Genomic DNA, 22,638 nt, shown 5'->3' on the forward strand with positions numbered 1-22,638 from the left:
GTACCCTCGATGAGGTGATACCGCTACCCCGGCCCTGGCTGCTGGCCAGCGCGATGCTGATCGGCACCGCGGTCGGGTTGCTGGCGGGGGTGGCGTTGACGGTGCTGGTCCATACCCCGGTGCGGCCCGACATCGTCATCGCCGTGGTGGTCGGGCTGCCCGGAGTGATCGGGTTGCTGACGATCCTGTTCTCGGGACGTCGATGGGTCACGACGCTGGGCGCGTTCATTCTGGCCATCGGTCCCGGCTGGTTCGGGGTGCTCGTCGCCCTCGAGGTGACCTCTCGTGCCTGACAAAAAGGCCGAGCACGACCCCGCGACCAGTCCCGGGACGGCGCCGTTCGTCCCGGATTTCGAGGACACCGGCACGCAGGGATTCGTCCCGGACTTCGACGACACCGGTGAGCAGTCGGTGCCGTTCGTGCCGAACTTCGACGACACCGGCGTGCAGCTCATCCCCGTCGCCGCGAAGCAGCCGGCCGAATCCGCGGCCGTCGAAGCCCCGGTCGAGGCGCCCGCTGTTGCCTCCGAAGCGGATGCCGAGCCGGCCGTTGCGCCGGTGCAGTCCGTCACCGTCCCCGGCCGCTACCAGTACCTGAAGTGGTGGAAATTGGCGCTGGTGATCCTCGGCGTGTGGGCCGCGACGGCCGAGGTCGGGCTGAGCCTGTTCTATTGGTGGTTCCACACCATCGACAAGACGCCGGCGGTCTTCATGGCGCTGGTCTACGTCGTCGCGTGCACCGTCGGCGGCGTGATGCTGGCGATGGTTCAGGGCCGGCCGATGATCGCGGCGCTGTCCATTGCGGTGATGTCCGGACCGTTTGCGTCCGTCGCCGCCGCGGCACCGTTGTACGGCTATTACTACTGCGCACGAACGGGTCACTGTCTGGTCGGCGTCATCCCGTATTGACCCATCAGGGTGGTTCGGGTGGCCCACGGTGTCGTGCGGGGAGAAGTCCTCGCCCACTAGTGTGGGCTCGTGACTTCTCACTATGACGTCGTTGTCCTTGGAGCTGGTCCCGGCGGATATGTCGCAGCGATTCGCGCCGCGCAGCTCGGCCTGAACACCGCAATCGTCGAGCCGAAATACTGGGGCGGCGTCTGCCTCAACGTCGGCTGCATCCCGTCCAAGGCGCTGCTGCGCAACGCCGAACTCGCGCACATCTTCACCAAAGAAGCCAAGACGTTCGGCATCAGCGGCGAGGCGACCTTCGACTACGGGGTCGCGTTCGACCGCAGCCGCAAGGTGGCCGAGGGCCGCGTCGCCGGCGTGCACTTCCTGATGAAGAAGAACAAAATCACTGAGATCCACGGTTACGGCCGCTTCACCGACGCTCACACGCTGTCGGTCGAATTGAACGAAGACGGTGGCGCTGGAAATCCGGTCACGGTCACGTTCGACAACGTCATCATCGCCACCGGGAGCAGCACCCGCCTGGTGCCGGGCACGTCGCTGTCGGAAAACGTGGTCACCTACGAAGAACTGATCCTGACACGGGAGCTGCCGCAGTCGATCGTCATCGCCGGCGCCGGGGCGATCGGCATGGAGTTCGGCTATGTGCTGAAGAACTACGGCGTCGACGTCACCATCGTCGAGTTCTTGCCGCGAGCGCTGCCCAACGAGGACGCCGAGGTCTCCAAAGAGGTTGAGAAGCAGTTCAAGAAACTGGGCGTCAAGATCCTGACCGGAACGAAAGTCGAGTCCATCTCCGACGACGGGTCCGTGGTCCGGGTGGCGATTAGCAAGGACGGTAAGTCGGAGGAGCTGAAAGCCGAAAAGGTGTTGCAGGCCATCGGTTTCGCGCCCAACGTCGACGGCTACGGACTGGACAAGGCCGGGGTCGCGCTGACCGACCGCAAGGCCATCGGGATCACCGACTACATGCGCACCAACGTCGACCACGTCTACGCGATCGGCGATGTCACCGGAAAGCTGATGCTGGCCCACGTTGCCGAGGCCATGGGAGTGGTGGCGGCCGAAACCATCGCCGGCGCAGAGACTTTGGCGCTCGGCGACTACCGGATGTTGCCGCGTGCGACGTTCTGCCAGCCGAACGTCGCCAGCTTCGGGCTGACCGAGGAGCAGGCCCGCGAGGAAGGCTACGACGTGGTGGTGGCCAAGTTCCCGTTCACCGCCAACGCCAAAGCGCACGGCGTGGGCGACCCCAGCGGTTTCGTCAAGCTGGTCGCCGACGCCAAGTACGGCGAATTACTGGGCGGCCATCTGGTCGGCCACGACGTGTCCGAGCTGCTGCCCGAACTCACCCTGGCGCAGAAGTGGGACCTGACCGCCACCGAGTTGGCCCGCAACGTGCACACCCACCCGACCATGTCCGAGGCGCTGCAGGAGTGCTTCCACGGCCTGACCGGCCATATGATCAACTTCTGAGCGCCGATGATCCGCGGCGAGACCATTCTCGGTGCCCTGGCCGGTGCGGCGACAGGTTATGTGCTGTGGCTGGTTGCCATTTCGCTCGTCGGTGACAACGCGACAGCGGGCCACTGGGGTCCGCTGGTGTTGCTGGGGTCGGTGCTGTTCGGAGTTTTCGCCGCGATTGGGGGCTTCGTGTTGCGCCGGCGCCGCAAGTACCTGTGGGCGGCGTTCGCCTTCGACTTGCCAATACTGCCGGTGATTTTGACGCTGGCTGTGCTGGCCGACGTCTACGGCTGAGGCACTATCTCGGGTTGTCCAACTCGATGTTCAAGGCGGATATCGTCGCGGCCAGCCCATCGTATTGCGTTGCGAGCAAGCAGAATTCGATGAGCCGGTGTCGGTCGAGGTGCATCGCGAGTTGTCGCCAGGTGTCCTCGCTGATGGACCGGTTCTTGATCAGCTCATCGGTCGCGTTCAGCAGCGCCTGTTGCCGCGCGCTCAGTATCACCCGGGGCCCGTCGCCGTCCGGAGCGTCGGGCCACGCGAAGATCGTCTCCTGCATGTGAGCGTCCAGACCGAATCGGCGTGCCATCTTCCGATGATGCTGCAGCTCGTATTCGCTCGAGCGCAGATGCGCGACGCGCAGGATCACCAATTCGGTGTCCACCCGGGGCAACCGGCCGCGCAACAGCCGGCCGCCGTAGAGCGACCATGCCCAGAACAAACCTTGGCGCTGACCGAGGGTGGTGAACAGATGCATCTCGGGTGCCTGCAATTTGCGGGCAGCGCCTTTGGCCAGCAGCCAGTTGATCGGGCCCAGCCGGCGAAACTTGGTGGACGACGGGATGCGGGCGACGGGGCCGGTCTGCGTGTCGCTCATGGCTGTTTCACCAGGTACGGCGACACCGTGCTGCGGTGCTCGTCGAGATCGAGGGCGCGGCCCAACGCGGGGAAGGCTCGCTGTGGACAGTTATCGCGTTCGCAGACACGGCAACCCGCGCCGATGGGTGTGGCTGAACGGCCTGGGTCTCCGGACAAGTCCAGTCCTTCCGAGTAGACGAGCCGGTGCGCGTGCCGCAGCTCGCAGCCCAGCCCGATCGCGAAGGTTTTACCCGGCTGACCATACCGGGCAGCACGGCGCTCCACGGTGCGGGCCACCCACATGTAGTTGCGTCCGTCGGGCATCTGGGCGATCTGCACCAGGATCTTGCCCGGGTTGGCAAACGTCTCGTAGACGTTCCACAGCGGGCAGGTGCCGCCGCTGGAGGAGAAGTGAAAACCGGTGGCGGACTGGCGCTTCGACATGTTGCCGGCGCGATCCACCCGGACGAACGAGAACGGCACTCCCCGCATCGACGGCCGTTGCATCGTGGAGAGCCGGTGCGCGATGGTTTCGTAGCTCACCGAGTAGAACGCCGACAGGCGCTCGACGTCGTAGCGGAAATTCTCGGTGACGTCGTGGAATTGGCGGTAGGGCAGCACCGCGGCGGCGGCGAAGTAATTGGCCAGCCCCAGCCGGGCCAGCGTGTGGGACTCGTCGCTGGTGAATTTGCCCTCGGCGACCATGCTGTCGATCAGGTCGCCGAATTCGAGGTAGGCCAGCTCGGCGGCCATCTTGAAGACCTGCTGGCCCAGCGACAGGTGATTGCTCATCTCCAGCGTCTTGGTCTTGGGCTCGTAGCGGTGCAGGACCGTGTCGCCCAGGTCGATGCGCCTGTTGATGTGGACGCCGTGCACCTCGGTGAGCCGCCGGGTCAATTCGCGGGCCAGGTCGCCGTGGTTCAGCCGGGTGTGGACCGTCAGGTCTTCGGCCGCGGTGTCCAGCTCGTGCAGGTAGTTCTGCCGTTGGTAGAAGTAGTCGCGCACCTCCTCGTGCGGCATCGTGATGGATCCGCTGCCGCTGCCGTCGGAGTAGCGCTCCTCGGTGGCGGCGGCCAGCTGGGCGGTGGTGAGCCGGTAGCGCCGGTGCAGGTTGACCACCGCGCGGGCCAGGGCCGGGTGGGCGTTGACCATCTCGGCGACCTCGGGTGCGTCGACGTTGATGTCCAGATCGCGATCCATGGTCACCTCGCGCAACTCGGCGACCAGGCGGGTGTCGTCCTGGGAGGCGAAGAAGGTCGCGTCCACGCCGAACACCTCGGTGATCCGCAGCAGTACGGCCACCGTGAGGGGGCGGACGTCGTGCTCGATCTGGTTGAGGTAGCTCGGCGAGATCTCGAGCAGTTGGGCCAGCGCGGCCTGTGAGAACCCGCGCTCGTTGCGCAGCTGGCGAACGCGCGACCCGACGAACGTTTTGGACATTATGCCAGCTTACCCGGGTTGCGAAGAATGGATTTGCAGACTTGGCAACCACGAATCCGCGTCGTCAGGTTTGGCGTTTGTCCGCGCTCGTTGGCATGATTCGCCTCGGGGTCTCGGGTAAACCCCCGGGATTCCGCACGTGAGGCAATTGGGGAGCGAAGTCGTGAGCCTGGACAAATCAATGATGCCGGTGCCCGACGGTCACCCCGACGTGTTCGACCGGGAGTGGCCGCTGCGAGTCGGCGACATCGACCGCACCGGACGGCTGCGGTTGGACGCCGCCTGCCGGCACATTCAGGACATCGGCCAGGACCAGCTGCGCGAGATGGGCTTTGAGGAGACCCATCCGCTGTGGATCGTCCGGCGCACGATGCTCGATTTATTGCGGCCGATCGAGTTCCAGGACATGCTGCGCTGCCGGCGCTGGTGTTCGGGCACCTCCAACCGGTGGTGCGAGATGCGGGTCCGGGTGGACGGACGCAAGGGCGGCCTGATCGAATCCGAGGCCTTCTGGATCAACATCAACCGGGAAACCCAGATGCCGTCGCGCATCTCCGACGACTTCCTCGAGGGATTGCACAAGACCACGTCCGTCGACCGGTTGCGGTGGAAGGGCTACCTGAAGCCGGGCAGCCGCGACGACGCGGCCGAGATCCACGAGTTCCCGATCCGGGTCACCGACATCGATCTGTTCGACCACGTCAACAACTCGGTCTATTGGAGCGTCATCGAGGACTACCTGGCGTCGCATGTGGACTTGATGCGGGAGCCGCTGCGCATCACGATCGAGCACGAGGCGCCGGTGGCGCTGGGCGACAAGCTGGAGATCATCTCGCACATTCATCCGGCCGGATCGACCGAGCAGTTCGGCGCCGGACTCGTCGACCGCCCTGTTAGAACGCTCACATATGCGGTCGGAGACGAGACGAAAGCGGTCGCTTCGCTCTTCAATCTCTAACCGGACAAGCGTCCTGGTAAATCGCTGGCTGACCTGCGGATACCGGTTACTGACGGGTAGCTTCTGTAACGGTTCAGTTGCCGTACATCTTTGCAAACTTTGCAAAATGGGCGCGGAGTCGTGGCCAAAATTGGCAATGAAAATGGGTGGACCAGCATCAACAGCCTGTGCCATGGTCGTGTTAGCACACGAGCGAAGTTGAGCCTTAATCATCGCAAGACGCGCGGTCCGGCTCAGAATTCAGAATCAAAGGAGTAAGCCCAATGTCTGTTGTTGGCACCCCGAAGAGCGCCGAGCAGATCCAGCACGACTGGGACACCAACCCCCGTTGGAAGGACACCAGCCGCACCTACACCGCTGAGGACGTGGTGGCCCTGCAGGGCAGCGTCGTCGAGGAGCACACCCTGGCCCGTCGCGGCGCCGAGGTGCTCTGGGAGCAGCTGCACGACCTGGAGTACATCAACGCCCTGGGCGCCCTGACCGGCAACATGGCCGTGCAGCAGGTGCGCGCCGGCCTGAAGGCCATCTACCTGTCCGGTTGGCAGGTCGCCGGTGACGCGAACCTGTCCGGCCACACTTACCCCGACCAGAGCCTGTACCCGGCCAACTCCGTGCCGCAGGTCATCCGTCGCATCAACAACGCGCTGCTGCGCGCCGATGAGATCGCCAAGGTCGAAGGCGACCGGTCGGTGGAGAACTGGCTGGCCCCGATCGTCGCCGACGGCGAGGCCGGTTTCGGTGGCGCTCTCAACGTGTACGAGCTTCAGAAGGCGATGATCGCCGCAGGCGTCGCGGGGTCGCACTGGGAAGATCAGCTGGCTTCGGAGAAGAAGTGCGGCCACCTCGGTGGCAAGGTGCTGATCCCGACTCAGCAGCACATCCGCACCCTGACCTCGGCGCGTCTGGCCGCCGACGTCGCCGGTGTGCCGACGGTCGTGATCGCCCGTACCGACGCCGAGGCGGCCACCCTGATCACCTCGGATGTCGACGAGCGCGACCAGCCGTTCATCACTGGTGAGCGGACCAAGGAAGGCTTCTACCGCGTCCGCAACGGCCTGGAGCCGTGCATCGCGCGGGCCAAGGCCTACGCGCCGTACTCGGACCTGATCTGGATGGAGACCGGGACCCCGGACCTCGAGCTCGCGGCCAAGTTCGCTGAGGGCGTCAAGTCCGAGTTCCCCGACCAGATGCTGGCCTACAACTGCTCGCCTTCCTTCAACTGGAAGAAGCACCTGGACGACTCCACCATCGCGAAGTTCCAAAAAGAGCTTGGCGCAATGGGATTCAAGTTCCAGTTCATCACGCTGGCCGGCTTCCACGCACTGAACTACTCGATGTTCGATCTGGCCTACGGCTACGCCCGCAACCAGATGAGCGCCTACGTCGAGCTGCAGGAGCGCGAGTTCGCCGCCGAGGAGCGCGGCTACACCGCGACCAAGCACCAGCGCGAGGTCGGTGCCGGTTACTTCGACCGCATCGCCACCACGGTGGACCCGACGTCGTCGACCACCGCGCTGACCGGCTCGACCGAAGAGGGTCAGTTTCACTGAGTCTGAGCGGGCGTAAGTCCGCGAGGAGGAAGTGAAACCGGCAGGTTAAGTCACTGAGTCTGAGCGGGCGTAAGTCCGCGAGGAGGAAGTGAAACCGGCAGGTTAAGTCACTGAGTCTGAGCGGGCGTAAGTCCGCGAGGAGGAAGTGAAACCGGCAGGTGAAGTCACTGATCTCGGCCTAACCAGGGCTGAAGTAGCATAGGCCCCGCCCGGCGATCCTGGGCGGGGCCTATTGCGGTCTAGACCATACGACTGGAGAAACGCAGTGAGCGACAAAGGAATTCAGCGGGTTGGGGTTGTCGGGGCCGGCCAGATGGGGTCAGGAATCGCCGAGGTCTCGGTCCGCGCCGGCGTCGCGGTCACGGTGTACGAGACCACCGAGGCGCTGATCACCGCGGGCCGGAACCGCATCGTGAAATCGCTGGAGCGTGGCGTCAGCGCCGGCAAGGTGACCGAGCGCGAACGTGACCGCGCCCTGAGCCAGCTCACCTTCACCACCGACCTGAGCGACCTCGCCGACCGTCAGCTGGTCATCGAGGCGATCATCGAGGACGACGCCGTCAAGGCCGAGGTTTTCGCCAAACTCGACGAGGTGATCACCGATCCCGACGCGGTGCTGGCCTCGAACACCTCGAGCATTCCGATCATGAAGATCGCGGCCGCCACCAAGAACCCTCAGCGGGTGCTCGGCCTGCACTTCTTCAATCCGGTGCCGGTGCTGCCGCTCGTCGAATTGGTGAGCACCCTGGTTACCGACGAAGCCGCCGCCGCGCGCACCGAGGAGTTCGCCAGTTCGGTGCTGGGCAAGCAGGTGGTGCGCTGTTCGGACCGGTCTGGCTTCGTGGTGAATGCCCTGTTGGTGCCCTACCTGCTGTCGGCCGTCCGGATGGTCGAGGCGGGATTCGCCACCGTCGAGGATGTGGACAAGGCGGTCGTCGCCGGCCTGTCGCACCCGATGGGTCCGCTACGGCTGTCGGATCTTGTCGGCTTGGACACACTCAAACTGATCGCCGACAAGATGTTCGAAGAATTCAAAGAACCGCACTACGGCCCGCCGCCGCTGCTGCTGCGCATGGTGGAGGCGGGCATGTTGGGCAAGAAATCGGGTCAGGGTTTCTACACGTACTGAGCCGAAAAGCGAAGTCATCCGCCGACTGTCGCATTGCGTCTTCAGAGCCATAAGCCAGCGTCAGGTATTATTTCCGCGGTCACCAACGCGAGAGGTATCTATCCCCCCATGACGCAGCTCAGGCCGTATTACGAAGAGTCGCAGTCCATCTACGACGTGTCGGACGAATTTTTCGCACTGTTCCTGGACCCGACGATGGGCTACACCTGCGCTTACTTCGAGCGTGACGACATGACGCTGGAAGAAGCCCAGAACGCGAAGTTCGATCTGGCGCTGGGCAAGCTGAACCTCGAGCCCGGGATGACCTTGCTCGACATCGGCTGCGGCTGGGGCGGAGCGCTGCAACGCGCCGTCGAGAAGTTCGACGTCAACGTCATCGGAATCACGCTCAGCCGCAACCAGTTCGAGTACAGCAGGAAGCGGATGGCCAAGGTCGCCACCGACCGCACCGTCGAGATTCGGTTGCAGGGCTGGGAAGAATTCGAGGACCGGGTCGACCGGATCGTCACGATCGGCGCGTTCGAAGCCTTCAAGTCGGAGCGTTATCCCGCGTTCTTCGACCGTGCCTACAACATCCTGCCCGACGACGGCCGGATGTTACTTCACACAATTCTGGCTTACACACAGAAGCAGATGCACGAAAACGGCGTCAAATTGACGATGAACGACATCCGATTCATGAAGTTCATCGGCGAGGTGATTTTCCCAGGCGGACAGCTGCCGGCAGTGGAAGACCTGCTGAAGCTCGCACCCGACGCTGGATTCTCGGTCGAACAGGTGCACTTGCTGCAGCCGCATTACGCCCGGACCCTGAACATGTGGGCCGCCAACCTTGAGGCCAATAAGGACAAGGCGATCGAGATCCAGTCCGAAGAGATCTACGACCGGTACATGCACTACTTGACGGGCTGCGAGAACTTCTTCCGCAAGGGCATCTGCAACGTCGGGCAATTCACCTGCGTGAAGTAGCTACCGACAGCAGTGGCGGGCCGGACTGATTCGGCCGGCCCGCTTTTCGTCTACTTCTCCAGCGTGAACTGGTCGACGTCGGTGTAGCCCTGACGGAACAGCTTGGCGCAGCCGGTCAGGTACTTCATGTAGCGGTCGTAGACCTTCTGCGACTGGATCTCGATCGCCGTGTCTTTGTTGGCTTCCAGCGCGGCCGCCCACATGTCCAGGGTGCGCGCGTAGTGCAGCTGCAGCGACTGGGTCCGGGTGAGACGAAAGCCGGCGTCGGCCGCGTGCTCTTCCACCAGCGCCGGCGTCGGCAGCCAGCCGCCGGGGAAAATCTCGGCCAGGATGAACTGCGTGAAGTGAACGACCTCGTGGGTCAGCGGCAGGCCTTTGGCCCTGGCTTCCTTGAACGAGGGGCGCACGATGGTGTGCAGCATCATCACGCCGTTGGCCGGCAGCACCGAGTAGGCCATCTCGAAAAAGCGGGCCCAGCGGGCGCGGCCGAAGTGCTCGAAAGCGCCGATCGAGACGATCCGGTCGACCGGCTCGTCGAACTTCTCCCAGCCCTCCAGCAGCACTCGCCGGGTCCGCGCGGTGTCGAGCTGGTCGAACGACTTCTGAACGTGCTCGGCCTGGTTCTCCGAGAGGGTCAGGCCCACGACGTTGACGTCGTATTTTTCGATGGCGCGCCGCAGCGTGGCGCCCCAGCCGCAGCCGATGTCCAGCAATGTCATGCCCGGCTCGAGTCCCAACTTCGACAGTGACAGGTCGATCTTGGCGAGCTGCGCCTCTTCCAGGGTCATGTCGTCACGCTCGAAGTACGCGCAGCTGTAGGTCTGGGACGGGTCCAGAAAAAGGCGGAAGAAGTCGTCAGACAGGTCGTAGTGCGCCTGCACGTTCCCGAAATGCGGCGTGAGCTGTACGGCCATAACGAAAGAAGCCTTTCTGTATCCCGGAGGCGGGGACGAAGTGGGGAATGCCCATCGGCCTCCGGTGCATGCCCTCTGCATGCTATCGGGTTGGGTCGGCGCAGTTCGTGCGCGCGGCCGTCACATAGGGTCACACGAGACGGCCGCAATTCACAAACGAATCGCACGCCAGGGGCGGTTTAGGGCTCCCGCGGTGGTGCGATCGGCGACGGATGCGGCTCCTCGCGGAACTTCTCCAGCGATCCGCCGACTTCGACAATTCCGCACAGGGCGTTCCAGCTGAGCATGGTCAAGTAGTCGATGAGTTCGTCTCGGGTCATCCGCGGATTAGACATCCACGAGTGTGTGGCCAACTGCACACCGCCGACGATCAGGTAGGACCATGGTTCCGCGCCGCCGGTGTCGATCCCGGCCTGCAGCATGCGCCGGCGCATCAGCACCGCGATCATGCGCGCGATGATCCGCTCGGAGTCGGCGATCACTTTGCTCTTGCTGGCCGAGCTGTTGGCCATCACGAACCGGTAGGGCTCGGGTTCGTTCGCCACGGTGTCGACGTAGACGCGGATGACCTCGCGGGTCAGGTCCAGGCCGTCGAGATTGGATGTCAGCGCGGCGGCCATGTTCGGAATCAGCGTGGTCTGCGCGAAGCGCATCATCACCGCGGTCGTGAGGTCGTTCTTGTCGACGAAGTAGCGATACAGAACAGTCTTGGAAACCCCGATCTCGGCAGCGATCTCGTCCATGCTGAGGTAGCGGCCGTGTCGGCGGATCGCGTCGATCGTGCCGTCAACCAGCTCGTTACGGCGTTCCACCTTGTGCTGGTGCCAACGCCGCTTACGACCGTCCGTCTTCACGATTACAGCCGGGATTTCCTCTGCCACTGTCGACGATTCCCATTCACTAGACGCTCTCGATACTACGGCGTGGGGGCCTGTTTGGCGGACGGGACGCCCGGTGTGAGGGGCTCCACCGGCGGTGTCCCAACACGAACTCGCCGCAGCGAGACATGATGGTGGGGTGTCACATAGAGCCGAGGGGTCGAATCCGGCCGCAACGCGGCCGGAGCCGACCACGCCCACGGCCGCGGCGGGCCGGACTCGTACGTCCTTCGCCGAGTCGTTCGCCGGCGCCGATCCCGAGGCGGACGCGCAGCGCCGGGTGGCGCTTCGCCGGATGAAATTGGTGGCACTGAGCTTCCTGGTCGGTGCCACGGTGGTATTTCTGGCCTGCCGATGGGCACAGGCGCACGGCGGTGCGGGCGCCTGGGTCGGTTACGTCGGCGCGGCCGCCGAGGCCGGCATGGTGGGTGCGCTGGCGGACTGGTTTGCGGTGACCGCGTTGTTCAAACACCCGTTGGGCATCCCGATCCCGCACACCGCGATCATCAAGCGGAAGAAGGACCAGCTCGGCGAGGGCCTGGGCACCTTCGTGCGGGAAAACTTCCTGTCGCCCGAGGTGGTCGAAACCAAGCTGCTCGACGCCGAGGTGCCGGGCCGGCTCGGCAAGTGGCTATCGGAGCGTGCGCATGCCGAGCGGGTGGCCAGCGAGGCCGCGACGGTGCTCCGGGTTCTGGTCGAGTTGCTGCGCGACGAGGACGTCCAGCAGGTGATCGACCGGATGATCGTGCGGCGCATCGCCGAACCGCAGTGGGGGCCGCCGGTGGGCCGGGTGCTGGCGACGCTGCTCGCCGAGAACCGGCAGGAAGCCCTGATCCAATTGCTCGCGGACCGGGCCTTTCAGTGGTCGCTGAATGCGGGCGAGATCATCCAGCGGGTGGTCGAGCGTGATTCGCCGACCTGGTCGCCGCGATTCATCGACCATCTCGTCGGCGATCGCATCCACCGCGAGCTGATGGACTTCACCGACAAGGTGCGCCGCAATCCGGACCACGAGCTGCGCCGGTCGGCGACCCGCTTCCTGTTCGAGTTCGCCGACGATCTGCAAAACGACCCGGACACCATCGCGCGCGCCGACGCGATCAAAGACCAGCTGATGGCCCGCGACGAAATCGCCAACGCGGCCGCGACGGCGTGGAAGACGCTGAAGCGGCTGGTGCTCGAGGGCGTCGACGATCCCTCCAGTGCGTTGCGGACCCGCATCGCGGACAGCGTCGTGCGCATCGGGGAGTCGCTGCGCGACGACGCCGAGCTGCGCGACAAGGTCGATGGCTGGATCGTGCGGGCGGCTCAGCATCTGGTCTCGCAGTACGGGGTCGAGATCACCGCGATCATCACCGACACGATCGAACGCTGGGATGCCGAGGAAGCGAGCCGGCGCATCGAGCTGCACGTGGGCCGTGACCTGCAGTTCATCCGGATCAACGGCACCGTGGTCGGATCGCTGGCCGGGCTGGTGATCTACACCATCGCGCAGCTCTTTTTCTAGGGGTGCTAACTACTGCTTGCAAATGCAAGCACATGTCCGTACGCTCGTTGCTGTCAAGGTCAGTCATCGGACCGTAGGAGCACGCAATGCCACCGGAGGAGACGCTCTCCGCCAAGGTGTCGACAGCGGCTTCCGACATCGGCAGCTTCATCAGAAGCCAGCGCGAACTCGCGCAGGTTTCGGTACGACAACTTGCCGAGCTGGCCGGTGTCAGCAATCCCTATCTGAGCCAGGTTGAGCGCGGACTGCGCAAACCTTCTGCCGACGTGCTGAGTCAGATCGCGAAAGCGCTGCGGGTTTCCGCCGAGGTCCTCTACGTGCGGGCCGGGATCCTGGAGCCGAGCGACAAGAGCCAAGTGCGTGACGCGGTCATCACCGACACGGCGATCACCGAGCGTCAGAAGCAGATTCTGCTCGAGATCTATACCTCATTTGCCCAGCAAAACGAATCGATCCACGAGGAGTGTTCGCCCGAACCCGACAACCACGAGTGAGGTAGCCCGGCCCGGGCCGGCTCAGCTGCGACAACGCCTGAGCACGAGTTGGTGACGTATCGCCCAACGGCCGCCGGGTTACCCAGAAGGGAAGGATGCACCGATTCCCACTTACTCCGCGGCGCGACGCTGCGCCGACACCCACTCGATCGTCAACCCGACCCGACCAACCAGGAGGTTTATCGGCAAGTCGCGTGCCAGGTCAATCCGCGGGTCTTGACCACTCCACGCACCAGGAGCCGACGCTTGCCTCGACTTCCATACCAAACACTCCAACCCTGAGAACGACAACGAACCATGAAAGGAAACACCATGGCTGAAAACACGAACATCGAAGAATTGCGGGCGCCGTTGCTGGCGGCCCTGGGCGCGGCAGACCTGGCCCTGGCCACCGTGAACGAGCTCATCGGCAGCCTGCGTGACCGCGCCGAGGACACCCGCACCGACACCCGCAGCCGGGTCGAGGAGAGCCGCGCTCGCATCGCCAAGCTGCAGGAAGACCTGCCCGAACAGTTCACCGAGCTGCGTGAGCGCTTCACCCCGGAGGAACTGCGTAAGGCCGCCGAGGGCTACCTGGACGCCGCGACCAACCGCTACAACGAGCTGGTCGAGCGCGGCGAGGCTGCGCTGCAGCGGCTGCGCAGCCAGCGGCCGTTCGAGGAGACCCAGGCGCGCGCCGAGGGCTACGTCGACCAGGCCGTCGAGCTGACCCAGGAAGCGCTGGGCACCGTGGCCAACCAGACCCGCGCGGTCGGCGAGCGGGCCGCCAAGCTGGTCGGCATCGAGCTGCCCAAGAAGGCCGAGTCGGCGACCAAGGCAGTGGCGAAGAAGGCTCCGGCCAAGAAGGCGCCGGCCAAGAAGGCTCCGGCCAAGAAGGCTCCGGCGAAGAAGGCTCCCGCCAAGAAGGTCACCCAGAAGTAGTTTCGGATACCGAGTTGCCCTTCGGGGCAACTCGGATTCGACGTTTACGACGCTGCCCGCATACCCTTGAGTCGTGAATCATGCTGTGGGTACCGTCATGTTGGTCTTGCAGATCGGCGTCCTGGTGATGTCGGTGTACGCATTCATTCATGCGGCGATGCAGCGACCCGATGCTTACACCGCTGCGGATAAGCTGACCAAGCCGGTATGGCTGGTGATCCTGGGCCTGGCCGTTGCGTTGACATCGATCCTGAGCTTCGTTTTCGGCGTGCTCGGCATGGCGATCTCCGCCTGCGCGGCGGGTGTCTACCTGGTCGACGTGCGGCCCAAACTTCTCGAAATCCAGGGCAAGTCGCGCTGACTCGGTGAAGGCCGTGCTGGCCGCGGGCTTCGCGCTGCTGGTCTGGGTGCCCACCGGGCCCGTTACGGGCACCGCCCGGGCCGATCCCGGCACCGGTGCGGTCAACCCCAACCCGCCGTTTGTCGGTCACACCGAGTGGACGCAGTCGGGGCGGCTGGCCAGCTTGCGGGTCTTTCCGACGCCATCGGGGCGGCTGGCCTCCCGCGAGCCCAACAACCCAGGTGCGGCCGACGAGGCCTGGGCCGAGGTGTTGGCGATGGCACCGAACGCCGATACCCCCGGCATGCATGCCCAATTCATCTGCCATTGGCAATTCGCCGAATTGGCGCAACCCGGCAAGACGAGCTGGAACCTCGAACCGTGGCGGCCCGTCGTCGACGACGCCGAGATGGCCGCGTCCGGCTGTAATCCCGGCGGCCCGGAGGAGCCCAACTGATGATGCGTCGAGAACAGCTCGCGGCACTCGTCGACCACACGCTGCTCAAACCCGAGGCCACCGGCGCCGACGTGGTCGCGCTGCTGGCCGAAGCCGCGGACCTGGCCGTCTACGCGGTGTGCGTATCACCGTCGATGGTCCCGGTCGCCGCGGCGGCCGGTGGGGTCCGCGTCGCGACGGTGGCCGGCTTTCCGTCCGGCAAGCACGTCTCGTCGATCAAGGCGCAGGAGGCCGCCCAGGCGGTGGCATCCGGGGCGAGTGAAGTCGACATGGTCATCGACATCGGCGCCGCGCTGGCCGGCGAGCTGGACGCGGTACGTTCCGACATCGCGGCGGTGCGCGCGGCCATACCCGACGCCGTTCTCAAGGTGATCGTGGAATCGGCTGTGCTGCTGGGTGATTCGGACGGGCGCACGCTGACCGACGTGTGCCGGGCAGCCGAAGAGGCCGGCGCGGACTTCGTCAAGACCTCGACCGGGTTTCACCCCGCGGGCGGCGCGTCGGTGCGGGCCGTCGCGCTGATGGCCGAGGCCGTCGGCGGTCGCCTGGGGGTCAAGGCCAGCGGCGGCATTCGCACCGCGGCCGACGCGGTCGCGATGCTGGACGCCGGGGCGACCAGGCTCGGCCTATCCGGGACACGGGCCGTCCTCGACGGACTCGGCTGACGCCGGCCCCTAGCGGCGGCCCCGCGGCGTGCCAGGGCGGCAATACCCAGCCGGGCAAGCCCTAGATGTTGGCGAAGCAGGAATCGTTGTTTTCACCGGCCGGGATCGTGGCGTTCTGGGTCGAGAAATGGCTCGTCACGCCGGTCGGGGTCACTTGCACGCTGTCCGCGTGAATACCCAGCGGGTAGTCGGCGGTCAGCTTCGCGGTGTACGCGTCGAGGGTGGACTGGACGCTTTCGCGAGGCAGCGTGAAGCCCAGCGCGTTGAAGCTCTGAATCTGCAGCTGAATCCCCTTGCCGGACACCACAGGCTTGGTCGTGATGTTGTCCAGCATTCCCTTCAGTTCGATGGTGCCGTCGGCGGGATGGGTAGTCACGCTGTTGGTGACAAACGGGCCCAGCACCGGGACCGCGTTCTGCACCGAATCCTTGATGCCGTCACTGGTCCAGGTGATGGTCGCATCGAGCGATCCGATGGTGCCCTTGGACGACGACGTCCGGTCCAGCTTGACGTCTTTGATGACGATGTCGATCTTCATGCCCTTGGCATCGCGGATCTGGTTGCCGGCCGTCGACACCGAGATGTTGGTGAAGTGCTGCGTCGCGAGCTGCCACAGCAGCAGCGGCGCGACTCCGAACGACGCCGTGGCCTGGTCTTGGACCTCGCAGGCCACCGCCTCGGCGACCTTGGTGTCGGCCACGTGGCGGGCGTAGAGCTCGCCGCCGATCAGCCCCGCGAGCAGCAGCGACACCACGATGACGCAGATCAGAACGATGGACAGCGGGTCACGAAATCTCTTCTTCTTTGCCGGCGGCTCGGGCTGCTCGCTGGGCCGGCTGACCCGCTCGGTGGGGCTCAGCGGTGGCAGCGGCGGCGGCGCATAGCTGGCCTGCTGCGTGTCCGCCCCGGCCGGATAGTGCTGCTCGGTCGGGGCGGAGGTCGGGCCGAACGGACCGTGATCCTCGCTGGCCCCCCACGTGGACGGGCCCTCGTGCGGTGGTCCTTGCGGGTTCGTCACCCAACCGATTCTGCCCTATCGCTACGAGCAAAGTCGGACTGGTTGCGCAGCACCGCGATGCTTTCGCGAGCCTTCGCGACCAAGGCGGTGTCGATGTCGGCCAGTACCAGTTGTGGGTCGGGACCGGCCGAGGCGACCACCTCGCCCAGCGGCGAGGCCACCAGGCTGCCGCCGACGCCGGTCGGGGCGCCCGCGGAAGATCCCGAGCCCGCCAGTGTGGCAGCGGGATCGGCTTGGCCGGCCGCGGCGACGTAGCTCATCGAGTCCAGCGCGCGGGCGCGGGCCAGCAAGGTCCACTGTGCGAGCTTTCCCGGACCCGAGCCCCAGGACGCGCAGACCGCGATGAGCTGGGCGCCGCGCCGGGCCAGTTCGGTGTAGAGCTCGGGGAAGCGGATGTCGTAGCAAACGGTCAACCCCACCCCGACGCCGTCGACGGTGATCACCACCGGTTCCCGGCCTGGGGCGACGGTGCGCGACTCGGTGAAGCCGAACGCGTCGTAGAGATGGATCTTGTCGTAGTAGGCGTCCGGCTGATTCGGTGTGCCGGGCCCGGCCGCGATCAGCGTGTTCGTCACGCGCCCGTCGCCGGCCGGGGTGAACATACCGGCGATCACCGTGACGGCGGACGCGGTCGCGATCTGCCGCACCCCGTCGGCCCACGGCCCGTCGACCGGCTCGGCGATCGGTGCCAGCGGGACGCCGAACCGGCACATGGTCGCTTCGGGAAACACCACCAGCGTCGCGCCGGCGTCGGCGGCCCGGGCGGTGTAGTCGCGCACCTGTTCCAGATTGGCCGCCGGATCGCTGCCACTCAGCATTTGCGCCAACGCGATTCGCATGGCCGCCAGCTTAGAAGCGAATCACGCGTTGTTGGTGATCCATTCGGTGGTGAAGCGCTGCTCCCTGCTCACCAGATCGGCCAGATGCGTGCCGATGATGTTCTCCACCTTGCCGCCGATCAGCGGAATCCGGACGTGGATGCTGACCCGGAACGTCAGGCGTGCGCCGCCGCGGTCAATCGGCGACAGTTCGGCGGTGCCCAGGACGTTCACCGGGGTGTCCACGATCGAGCCCTTGATGGACGCCGTGGCGACGCCGTCGGTGACCGGCCCCCACGTCTCCTCGCGTCTGAAGAACAGATCGCCCCGGTGCAACTGGGTGACCATCGCGGGCAGGTTATGGCTGTGCACTTCCTGCAGCGTCACCACTTCGATGGTGCCGTCGTCGCCGGATTCCCCTCCCAAGCGGATCGACTCCAGCCGCGCCTCGTCGACCGGAATGTCGGCCAGCCTGGCCCGCCAGTAGTCGGGCTCGGCGAACGCCTGGTGCAGGTCTTCGACGCTGTCCTGATAGTCGGCGGACAAGTCGAATGAGCGGGGCATAGCAGGTCAGGCTACCGTTACGGGCCGTGACCGGATCGATCTTCGCTGGTGCGCGCGTCGCTGAGGCGGTGCCGCTGGCGCCGCTGACCACGTTGCGCGTCGGACCGGTCGCGCAACGCCTGATCACCTGCACCAGCAGCGAACAGGTTGTCGGCGTGCTGGACGAGTTGGACGGCGCACGTGACGGGCCGGTGCTGGTGTTCTCCGGCGGCTCCAATCTGGTGATCGCCGACGACCTGACGGACCTGACCGCCGTGCACCTGGCCACCCGCGGGATCACCGTGGACGGCCACCTGCTGCGCGCCGAGGCCGGGGCGGTGTGGGACGACGTGGTCGTCGCGGCGATCGAGGGCGGGCTGGGCGGCCTCGAGTGCCTGTCCGGCATACCGGGATCGGCGGGAGCCACGCCGGTGCAAAACGTCGGCGCCTACGGCGCGGAGGTGTCCGACACCATCACCCGGGTGCGGGTGCTGGATCGCGGCAGCGGTGCGGTGCGCTGGATACCCGGCGACGAGCTGGCCTTCGGCTATCGCACCAGCATGTTCAAGCGGGCCGGTCAGCAGGTGCCTGGCGTGGTGCTGGAAGTGGAGTTCGCACTGGACGATTCGGGCCGCAGCGCGCCCTTGCGCTACGGCGAGCTCACCGCGGCGCTGAATGCGGCCAGCGGTGAGCGTGCGGACCCGCGCGCGGTACGCGAGGCGGTGCTGGCCCTGCGTGCGCGCAAGGGCATGGTGCTCGACGCCGCCGATTACGACACCTGGAGCGTGGGTTCGTTCTTCACCAACCCCGTCGTCGCGCCGCAGTTCTATGAGTCGCTGGCCGGGCGCACCGACGGGCCGGTGCCCAACTACCCGGCGCCCGACGGCGTCAAGCTGGCCGCCGCGTGGCTGGTGGAGCACGCGGGCTTCGGCAAGGGCTATCCCGGCGACCCGGCCGCGCCCTGCCGGTTGTCCACCAAGCACGCGCTTGCTCTGACCAATCGGGGCAACGCCACCACGGCGGATGTGATCACCCTGGCGCGAACCATTCGCGACGGGGTCCGTGACGTGTTTGGCATCACACTGGAACCCGAACCGGTGCTGCTCGGCTGCCGCCTTTAGCTGTGGATTCCGTGTGTCTGTAGGCTTTCGCGACTCGTCGTGGCGCAAGCGGTGTCGGTACTGCCGGTATCTTTTATTGTCGTGAGCACATCCCCCGAACAGCCGCCGATCAATCGGCGGCTGGCGTTGGCAGCCCTTGGGCTGGGTGTGTTCGCGCCGAGCGTGCTGGCCGCCTGTAGCGGCCCCGCGGCCAAGCAAGCGCAGAAGAACAAGGAGCAGTCGGCGCCGAGTCTGAAATACCAACCCGCCTTGGACAACGAGGGGGCCGCTGCCGACGTGGTTCCCATCGCGCCGGTCAGCGTCATGGTCAGCGACGGCTGGTTCCAGAAGGTGGCGTTGACGAATTCGGCCGGCAAGGTCGTTGCCGGAGCGTTCAACTCCGACCGCACCGTCTACACGACCACCGAGCCGTTGGGCTATGACACCAGCTATAGCTGGAGCGGCTCGGTCGTCGGCCACGACGGCAAGACCGTGCCCGTGACGGGCAAATTAACCACCGTCGCGCCCAGCAAGAAGATTGACGGCGGATTCCAGTTGGCCGACGGCCAGACGGTCGGCGTCGCCGCGCCGATCATCATCCAGTTCGACGCGCCGATCAGCGACAAGGCCGCCGTCGAACGGGCACTGACCATCACCACCAACCCGCCCGTCGAGGGCAGCTGGGCCTGGCTGCCCGACGAGCAGCAGGGCGCGCGCATCCACTACCGGCCGCGCGAGTACTACCCGGCGGGCACCACCATCAACGTCGACGCCAAGTTCTACGGCCTGCCGTTCGGCGACGGCGCCTACGGCCTGCAGGACATGTCTTTGAAGATCCAGATCGGCCGCAAGCAGGTCGTCAAGGCGGAGGTGTCGTCGCACCGCATCCAGGTCGTCACCGACGCGGGCGTGATCATGGACTTCCCGTGCAGCTACGGCGAGGCCGACAAGGCGCGCAACGTCACCCGCAACGGCATCCACGTGGTGACCGAGAAGTACGCGGACTTCTACATGTCCAACCCCGCGGCCGGCTACAGCCACGTACACGAACGCTGGGCGGTGCGGATCTCCAACAACGGCGAGTTCATTCACGCCAACCCGATGAGCGCTGGCGCACAAGGCAACACGAACGTCACCAACGGCTGCATCAACCTGTCGACCGAGGACGCCGCGGAGTACTACCCGACCGCGATGTACGGCGACCCGGTCGAGGTGACCGGCAGCTCGATCCAGTTGTCCTACTCCGACGGCGACATCTGGGACTGGGCCGTCGATTGGGACACCTGGGTGGCCATGTCGGCTCTACCACCGCCCAATGCGCACCCGCCGGCCAGTCAGATCCCCGTCACCGCGCCGGTCACGCCGTCGACGGCGCCGAGTCTGTCGGGGACGCCGACCACCACGACCACGACGACGACTACGTCCTCGCCTGGCCCTGGCGGTTAAACCGCATCGCATTGGCCTGATCGCGTGGCTTGAGCACGATCAGGTCCAGGTCGACGTGGGACGGCCGTGACGCCACGAACCCGATCACCTCGGCCACGTCGGCCGCCGTCAGCGGTGTGATGCCGGCGTAGACCGAGTCCGCGCGTTCCTGATCGCCGTCGAATCGCACCAGTGAGAACTCGGTTTCCACTGCGCCCGGCGCGATTTCGGTGAGCCGCACCGGCTTGCCCAGCAGTTCACCGCGCAGCGTGCGGTGCACCGCGCCCTGGGCGTGCTTGGCCGCGGTGTAGCCGGCACCGCCGTCGTAGACCTCGAGCGCGGCCACCGAGGTGACGGTGACGATCAGGCCGTCGCCGGAGTCGATCAGCTTGGGCAGCAGTGCGCGGGTGACCCGCAGCGTCCCAAGCACGTTGGTCTCCCACATCCAGCGCCAGTGCTCGAGGTCGGCGTCGGCGACGGGCGCCAATCCGCGAGCGCCGCCGGCGTTGTTGACCAATACATCGACCCGGCCCAGTTTGCTGGCGAGCGCGGCTACTGCCGCGTCGTCTGTGACGTCAGCCACAATTGCGGTGCCGGCTATCTCTTTCGCGAGGGCGGTTATCCGGTCCTCGCGCCTTGCCACAGCGACGACGTGAAACCCAAGGGCGGCAAGGGTTTTGGCTGTTGCTTCGCCGATCCCGGAACTGGCACCGGTCACTACCGCAACCCGTTGATGCGCGTTATTTGAACTCACTGAGCCAACTCTAATAAACGTGCTAAATTCCTGAGGTGCACCACAGCGCCCTGTTCAACAACACTGCCGCGTGTCTTTGCGCGGCATGTGCGTGTTGTTGCCGCGCACTTTGCCGCGCCTGAACCCAAAACAGGTTGTGGCCAAGACCGGCCATTGGAACTCGGACAAAGGACGCTCGTGCGCTCGACTTCTCTCACCCACACCCATCATTCGCCCAGCCGTGCGGGCCACCTGCGGCTGCACCGCCAGATCCTGCCGCCGTCGCTGCACATCTCCGACTCGGCCGCGGCCTCGGTGTTCCGGGCGGTCCGGCTGCGCGGCCCGGTCGGCCGCGACGTCATCGCCGGGGTCACCTCGCTGAGCATCGCGACGGTGAACCGGCAGGTCATCGCCCTGCTCGACGCGGGCCTGCTGCGGGAACGCGCAGACCTGGCCGTCTCCGGAGCCATCGGACGCCCACGGGTTCCGGTGGAGATCAACCACGAACCGTTCGTGGCGCTGGGCATCCACATCGGTGCGCGGACCACCAGCATCGTGGCCACCGACCTGTTCGGCCGCACGCTGGACACGGTGGAAACGCCGACGCCGCTGAGCCCGCCGGCCGCCGCTCTGACGTCGCTGGCCGAAAGCGCCACCCGCTATCTGAGGCGCTGGCACCGCCGGCGGCCGTTGTGGGTCGGGGTCGCCATCGGTGGCACTGTCGACGGCGCCACCGGCCACGTCGACCACCCGCGGCTGGGCTGGCGGCAAGCGCCCGTCGGGCCGGTGCTGGCCGACGCGCTGAGCCTGCCGGTGTCGGTGGCTTCGCACGTGGACGCGATGGCCGGCGCCGAGCTGCTGCTGGGTATGCGGCGGTTCGCGCCGAGCTCGCCGACCAGCCTGTACGTCTACGCCCGCGAAACCGTGGGCTACGCGCTGGTGATCGGCGGACGGGTGCACTGCCCGTCGAGCGGTCCGGGCACGATCGCGGGCCTGCCCGCGCACTCCGAGTTGCTCGGCGGCACCGGGCAGCTGGAGTCCACGGTCAGCGACGAGGCCGTGCTTGCCGCGGCTCGCCGGCTGCGCATCCTGCCCCCGGCCCCGGCTGGGCGCGCCAACGGACCCGCCGCTGGCATCACCGATCTGCTGCGTCTGGCCCGGGCCGGCAACCAGCCGGCCAAGGACCTGCTCGCGGAGCGCGCCCGAGTCCTGGGTGAGGCGGTCGCGCTGCTGCGCGACTTGCTCAACCCCGACGAACTGGTGGTCGGCGGCCAGGCATTCACCGAGTATCCCGAGGCGATGGAGCAGGTGGAGGTGGCATTCGCCGAGCGTTCGGTGTTGCCGCCGCGGGATATCCGCGTCACGGCCTTCGGTAACCGCGTGCAAGAGGCCGGGGCGGGCATCGTGTCCCTGGGCGGGCTCTACGCCGACCCGCTGGGCGCGATGCGCCGCGCCGGGGTGATCGGCTCCCGGATCCCGGAAGCCGTCGACGAGTCGTCCGCCTAACGCGAACGCCTTAGGCCGGTGGCCGGACCGTGCTGTAAA

At 66.1% G+C, this 22,638-nt stretch carries 25 protein-coding genes; 17 read left to right on the forward strand and 8 right to left on the reverse strand.

Features of this window, described 5'->3' with window-relative positions:
• The first annotated feature begins 14 nt into the window (after positions 1-14).
• The 4 genes from MAAFP003_RS03350 (at position 15) to MAAFP003_RS03365 (ending at position 2,670) form a co-directional block, all read left to right on the forward strand.
• On the forward strand, positions 15-293 hold the full coding sequence (locus tag MAAFP003_RS03350) for a putative holin (protein WP_096284434.1): 279 nt from the start codon (positions 15-17) through the stop codon (positions 291-293).
• Positions 286-909, forward strand: a complete 624-nt coding sequence (locus MAAFP003_RS03355; protein WP_096284436.1) for a hypothetical protein — start codon at positions 286-288, stop codon at positions 907-909. The genes MAAFP003_RS03350 and MAAFP003_RS03355 overlap by 8 nt, the downstream gene beginning before the upstream one ends.
• Positions 910-978: 69 nt before the next feature.
• Positions 979-2,388: a dihydrolipoyl dehydrogenase gene (gene lpdA / locus MAAFP003_RS03360; protein ID WP_096284438.1), complete on the forward strand. Its 1,410-nt coding sequence runs from the start codon at positions 979-981 to the stop codon at positions 2,386-2,388.
• Between the two features lie 6 nt (positions 2,389-2,394).
• Positions 2,395-2,670 (forward strand): hypothetical protein, encoded by a 276-nt coding sequence (locus tag MAAFP003_RS03365; protein WP_096284440.1) that lies wholly within the window; start codon positions 2,395-2,397, stop codon positions 2,668-2,670.
• 4 nt (positions 2,671-2,674) lie between these two features.
• Here the strand turns inward: MAAFP003_RS03365 and MAAFP003_RS03370 are convergent, their stop codons facing one another.
• Together MAAFP003_RS03370 and ramB are read right to left on the reverse strand one after the other, a co-directional pair.
• Positions 2,675-3,253: a carboxymuconolactone decarboxylase family protein gene (locus tag MAAFP003_RS03370; protein ID WP_096284443.1), complete on the reverse strand. Its 579-nt coding sequence runs from the start codon at positions 3,251-3,253 to the stop codon at positions 2,675-2,677.
• Positions 3,250-4,674 (reverse strand): acetate metabolism transcriptional regulator RamB, encoded by a 1,425-nt coding sequence (gene ramB, locus MAAFP003_RS03375; RefSeq protein WP_096284445.1) that lies wholly within the window; start codon positions 4,672-4,674, stop codon positions 3,250-3,252. Before ramB ends, MAAFP003_RS03370 begins: the two co-directional genes overlap by 4 nt.
• A 163-nt stretch (positions 4,675-4,837) precedes the next feature.
• Here ramB and MAAFP003_RS03380 point away from each other — a divergent pair, with 163 nt between their 5' ends.
• The 4 genes from MAAFP003_RS03380 (at position 4,838) to MAAFP003_RS03395 (ending at position 9,280) form a co-directional block, all read left to right on the forward strand.
• Positions 4,838-5,632 (forward strand): acyl-[acyl-carrier-protein] thioesterase, encoded by a 795-nt coding sequence (locus MAAFP003_RS03380; RefSeq protein WP_096284447.1) that lies wholly within the window; start codon positions 4,838-4,840, stop codon positions 5,630-5,632.
• Between the two features lie 263 nt (positions 5,633-5,895).
• A complete protein-coding gene (aceA, locus tag MAAFP003_RS03385) occupies positions 5,896-7,182 on the forward strand; it encodes an isocitrate lyase (RefSeq protein ID WP_096284449.1) in 1,287 nt (428 codons plus the stop codon).
• Between the two features lie 265 nt (positions 7,183-7,447).
• The gene (locus MAAFP003_RS03390; RefSeq protein ID WP_096284451.1) at positions 7,448-8,311 is read left to right on the forward strand and encodes a 3-hydroxybutyryl-CoA dehydrogenase; all 864 of its coding nucleotides are present in this window, start codon (positions 7,448-7,450) and stop codon (positions 8,309-8,311) included.
• A gap of 108 nt (positions 8,312-8,419) precedes the next feature.
• Complete coding sequence (locus MAAFP003_RS03395; RefSeq protein WP_096284453.1) at positions 8,420-9,280, forward strand: cyclopropane mycolic acid synthase family methyltransferase; 861 nt, start codon at positions 8,420-8,422, stop codon at positions 9,278-9,280.
• Positions 9,281-9,330: 50 nt separating this feature from the next.
• On the opposite strand, the gene pcaA is transcribed toward MAAFP003_RS03395, so the two are convergent.
• Both pcaA and MAAFP003_RS03405 read right to left on the reverse strand, forming a co-directional pair.
• The gene (pcaA, locus tag MAAFP003_RS03400; RefSeq protein WP_096284455.1) at positions 9,331-10,194 is read right to left on the reverse strand and encodes a cyclopropane mycolic acid synthase PcaA; all 864 of its coding nucleotides are present in this window, start codon (positions 10,192-10,194) and stop codon (positions 9,331-9,333) included.
• Positions 10,195-10,373: 179 nt separating this feature from the next.
• Positions 10,374-11,075 (reverse strand): TetR/AcrR family transcriptional regulator, encoded by a 702-nt coding sequence (locus tag MAAFP003_RS03405; protein WP_096284457.1) that lies wholly within the window; start codon positions 11,073-11,075, stop codon positions 10,374-10,376.
• 136 nt (positions 11,076-11,211) lie between these two features.
• Here MAAFP003_RS03405 and MAAFP003_RS03410 point away from each other — a divergent pair, with 136 nt between their 5' ends.
• The 6 genes from MAAFP003_RS03410 to deoC all read left to right on the forward strand — a co-directional run bounded on the left by MAAFP003_RS03410 (position 11,212) and on the right by deoC (position 15,456).
• Positions 11,212-12,579 carry a DUF445 domain-containing protein gene (locus MAAFP003_RS03410; RefSeq protein WP_165796292.1) on the forward strand — a complete coding sequence of 456 codons (1,368 nt, stop codon included), beginning with the start codon at positions 11,212-11,214 and terminating at the stop codon, positions 12,577-12,579.
• Between the two features lie 86 nt (positions 12,580-12,665).
• Positions 12,666-13,073: a helix-turn-helix domain-containing protein gene (locus MAAFP003_RS03415; protein ID WP_096284459.1), complete on the forward strand. Its 408-nt coding sequence runs from the start codon at positions 12,666-12,668 to the stop codon at positions 13,071-13,073.
• A gap of 312 nt (positions 13,074-13,385) precedes the next feature.
• Positions 13,386-13,994 carry a heparin-binding hemagglutinin gene (locus tag MAAFP003_RS03420; protein WP_096290847.1) on the forward strand — a complete coding sequence of 203 codons (609 nt, stop codon included), beginning with the start codon at positions 13,386-13,388 and terminating at the stop codon, positions 13,992-13,994.
• Positions 13,995-14,067: 73 nt separating this feature from the next.
• Positions 14,068-14,355 (forward strand): DUF2516 family protein, encoded by a 288-nt coding sequence (locus tag MAAFP003_RS03425; protein ID WP_207768449.1) that lies wholly within the window; start codon positions 14,068-14,070, stop codon positions 14,353-14,355.
• A 4-nt stretch (positions 14,356-14,359) separates the two neighbouring features.
• Positions 14,360-14,791, forward strand: coding sequence for a DUF2599 domain-containing protein (locus MAAFP003_RS03430; RefSeq protein ID WP_096284461.1), 432 nt, complete (start codon positions 14,360-14,362; stop codon positions 14,789-14,791).
• Complete coding sequence (gene deoC / locus MAAFP003_RS03435) at positions 14,791-15,456, forward strand: deoxyribose-phosphate aldolase (RefSeq protein WP_096284463.1); 666 nt, start codon at positions 14,791-14,793, stop codon at positions 15,454-15,456. Before MAAFP003_RS03430 ends, deoC begins: the two co-directional genes overlap by 1 nt.
• A gap of 61 nt (positions 15,457-15,517) precedes the next feature.
• Here the strand turns inward: deoC and MAAFP003_RS03440 are convergent, their stop codons facing one another.
• The 3 genes from MAAFP003_RS03440 to MAAFP003_RS03450 are packed head-to-tail and all read right to left on the reverse strand — an operon-like array spanning position 15,518 to position 17,856.
• Positions 15,518-16,474 carry an LmeA family phospholipid-binding protein gene (locus MAAFP003_RS03440; protein ID WP_096284465.1) on the reverse strand — a complete coding sequence of 319 codons (957 nt, stop codon included), beginning with the start codon at positions 16,472-16,474 and terminating at the stop codon, positions 15,518-15,520.
• Entirely contained in the window at positions 16,471-17,313 is an 843-nt protein-coding gene (locus MAAFP003_RS03445) for a carbon-nitrogen hydrolase family protein (RefSeq protein ID WP_096284467.1), read from the reverse strand. Before MAAFP003_RS03445 ends, MAAFP003_RS03440 begins: the two co-directional genes overlap by 4 nt.
• Before the next feature lie 21 nt (positions 17,314-17,334).
• Positions 17,335-17,856 carry a DUF2505 domain-containing protein gene (locus tag MAAFP003_RS03450; protein ID WP_096284469.1) on the reverse strand — a complete coding sequence of 174 codons (522 nt, stop codon included), beginning with the start codon at positions 17,854-17,856 and terminating at the stop codon, positions 17,335-17,337.
• A gap of 26 nt (positions 17,857-17,882) precedes the next feature.
• Between MAAFP003_RS03450 and MAAFP003_RS03455 the strand changes: the two genes are divergently transcribed.
• Positions 17,883-18,956 (forward strand): UDP-N-acetylmuramate dehydrogenase, encoded by a 1,074-nt coding sequence (locus MAAFP003_RS03455; protein WP_096284471.1) that lies wholly within the window; start codon positions 17,883-17,885, stop codon positions 18,954-18,956.
• A gap of 39 nt (positions 18,957-18,995) precedes the next feature.
• On the forward strand, positions 18,996-20,381 hold the full coding sequence (locus MAAFP003_RS03460) for a L,D-transpeptidase (RefSeq protein ID WP_096284473.1): 1,386 nt from the start codon (positions 18,996-18,998) through the stop codon (positions 20,379-20,381).
• Here MAAFP003_RS03460 and MAAFP003_RS03465 read toward each other — a convergent pair.
• Positions 20,353-21,114, reverse strand: coding sequence for an SDR family oxidoreductase (locus tag MAAFP003_RS03465; protein WP_096284475.1), 762 nt, complete (start codon positions 21,112-21,114; stop codon positions 20,353-20,355). The two genes, MAAFP003_RS03460 and MAAFP003_RS03465, sit on opposite strands and share 29 nt — an antisense overlap.
• 177 nt (positions 21,115-21,291) lie before the next feature.
• Here MAAFP003_RS03465 and MAAFP003_RS03475 point away from each other — a divergent pair, with 177 nt between their 5' ends.
• Positions 21,292-22,599 (forward strand): ROK family protein, encoded by a 1,308-nt coding sequence (locus tag MAAFP003_RS03475; protein ID WP_096284477.1) that lies wholly within the window; start codon positions 21,292-21,294, stop codon positions 22,597-22,599.
• Positions 22,600-22,638: the final 39 nt, after the last annotated feature.

Source organism: Mycobacterium ahvazicum, assembly GCF_900176255.2.
GTDB lineage: Bacteria > Actinomycetota > Actinomycetes > Mycobacteriales > Mycobacteriaceae > Mycobacterium > Mycobacterium ahvazicum.

What these genes read in the sequence shown, in the direction of transcription:
- MAAFP003_RS03365 (WP_096284440.1), top strand. Translation starts at nt 2,395, where the DNA reads ATGATCCGCGGCGAGACCATTCTCGGTGCCCTGGCCGGTGCGGCGACA.
- MAAFP003_RS03370 (WP_096284443.1), bottom strand. Translation starts at nt 3,253, where the DNA reads ATGAGCGACACGCAGACCGGCCCCGTCGCCCGCATCCCGTCGTCCACC.
- ramB (WP_096284445.1), bottom strand. Translation starts at nt 4,674, where the DNA reads ATGTCCAAAACGTTCGTCGGGTCGCGCGTTCGCCAGCTGCGCAACGAG.
- aceA (WP_096284449.1), top strand. Translation starts at nt 5,896, where the DNA reads ATGTCTGTTGTTGGCACCCCGAAGAGCGCCGAGCAGATCCAGCACGAC.
- MAAFP003_RS03395 (WP_096284453.1), top strand. Translation starts at nt 8,420, where the DNA reads ATGACGCAGCTCAGGCCGTATTACGAAGAGTCGCAGTCCATCTACGAC.
- pcaA (WP_096284455.1), bottom strand. Translation starts at nt 10,194, where the DNA reads ATGGCCGTACAGCTCACGCCGCATTTCGGGAACGTGCAGGCGCACTAC.
- MAAFP003_RS03415 (WP_096284459.1), top strand. Translation starts at nt 12,666, where the DNA reads ATGCCACCGGAGGAGACGCTCTCCGCCAAGGTGTCGACAGCGGCTTCC.
- MAAFP003_RS03420 (WP_096290847.1), top strand. Translation starts at nt 13,386, where the DNA reads ATGGCTGAAAACACGAACATCGAAGAATTGCGGGCGCCGTTGCTGGCG.
- deoC (WP_096284463.1), top strand. Translation starts at nt 14,791, where the DNA reads ATGATGCGTCGAGAACAGCTCGCGGCACTCGTCGACCACACGCTGCTC.
- MAAFP003_RS03445 (WP_096284467.1), bottom strand. Translation starts at nt 17,313, where the DNA reads ATGCGAATCGCGTTGGCGCAAATGCTGAGTGGCAGCGATCCGGCGGCC.
- MAAFP003_RS03450 (WP_096284469.1), bottom strand. Translation starts at nt 17,856, where the DNA reads ATGCCCCGCTCATTCGACTTGTCCGCCGACTATCAGGACAGCGTCGAA.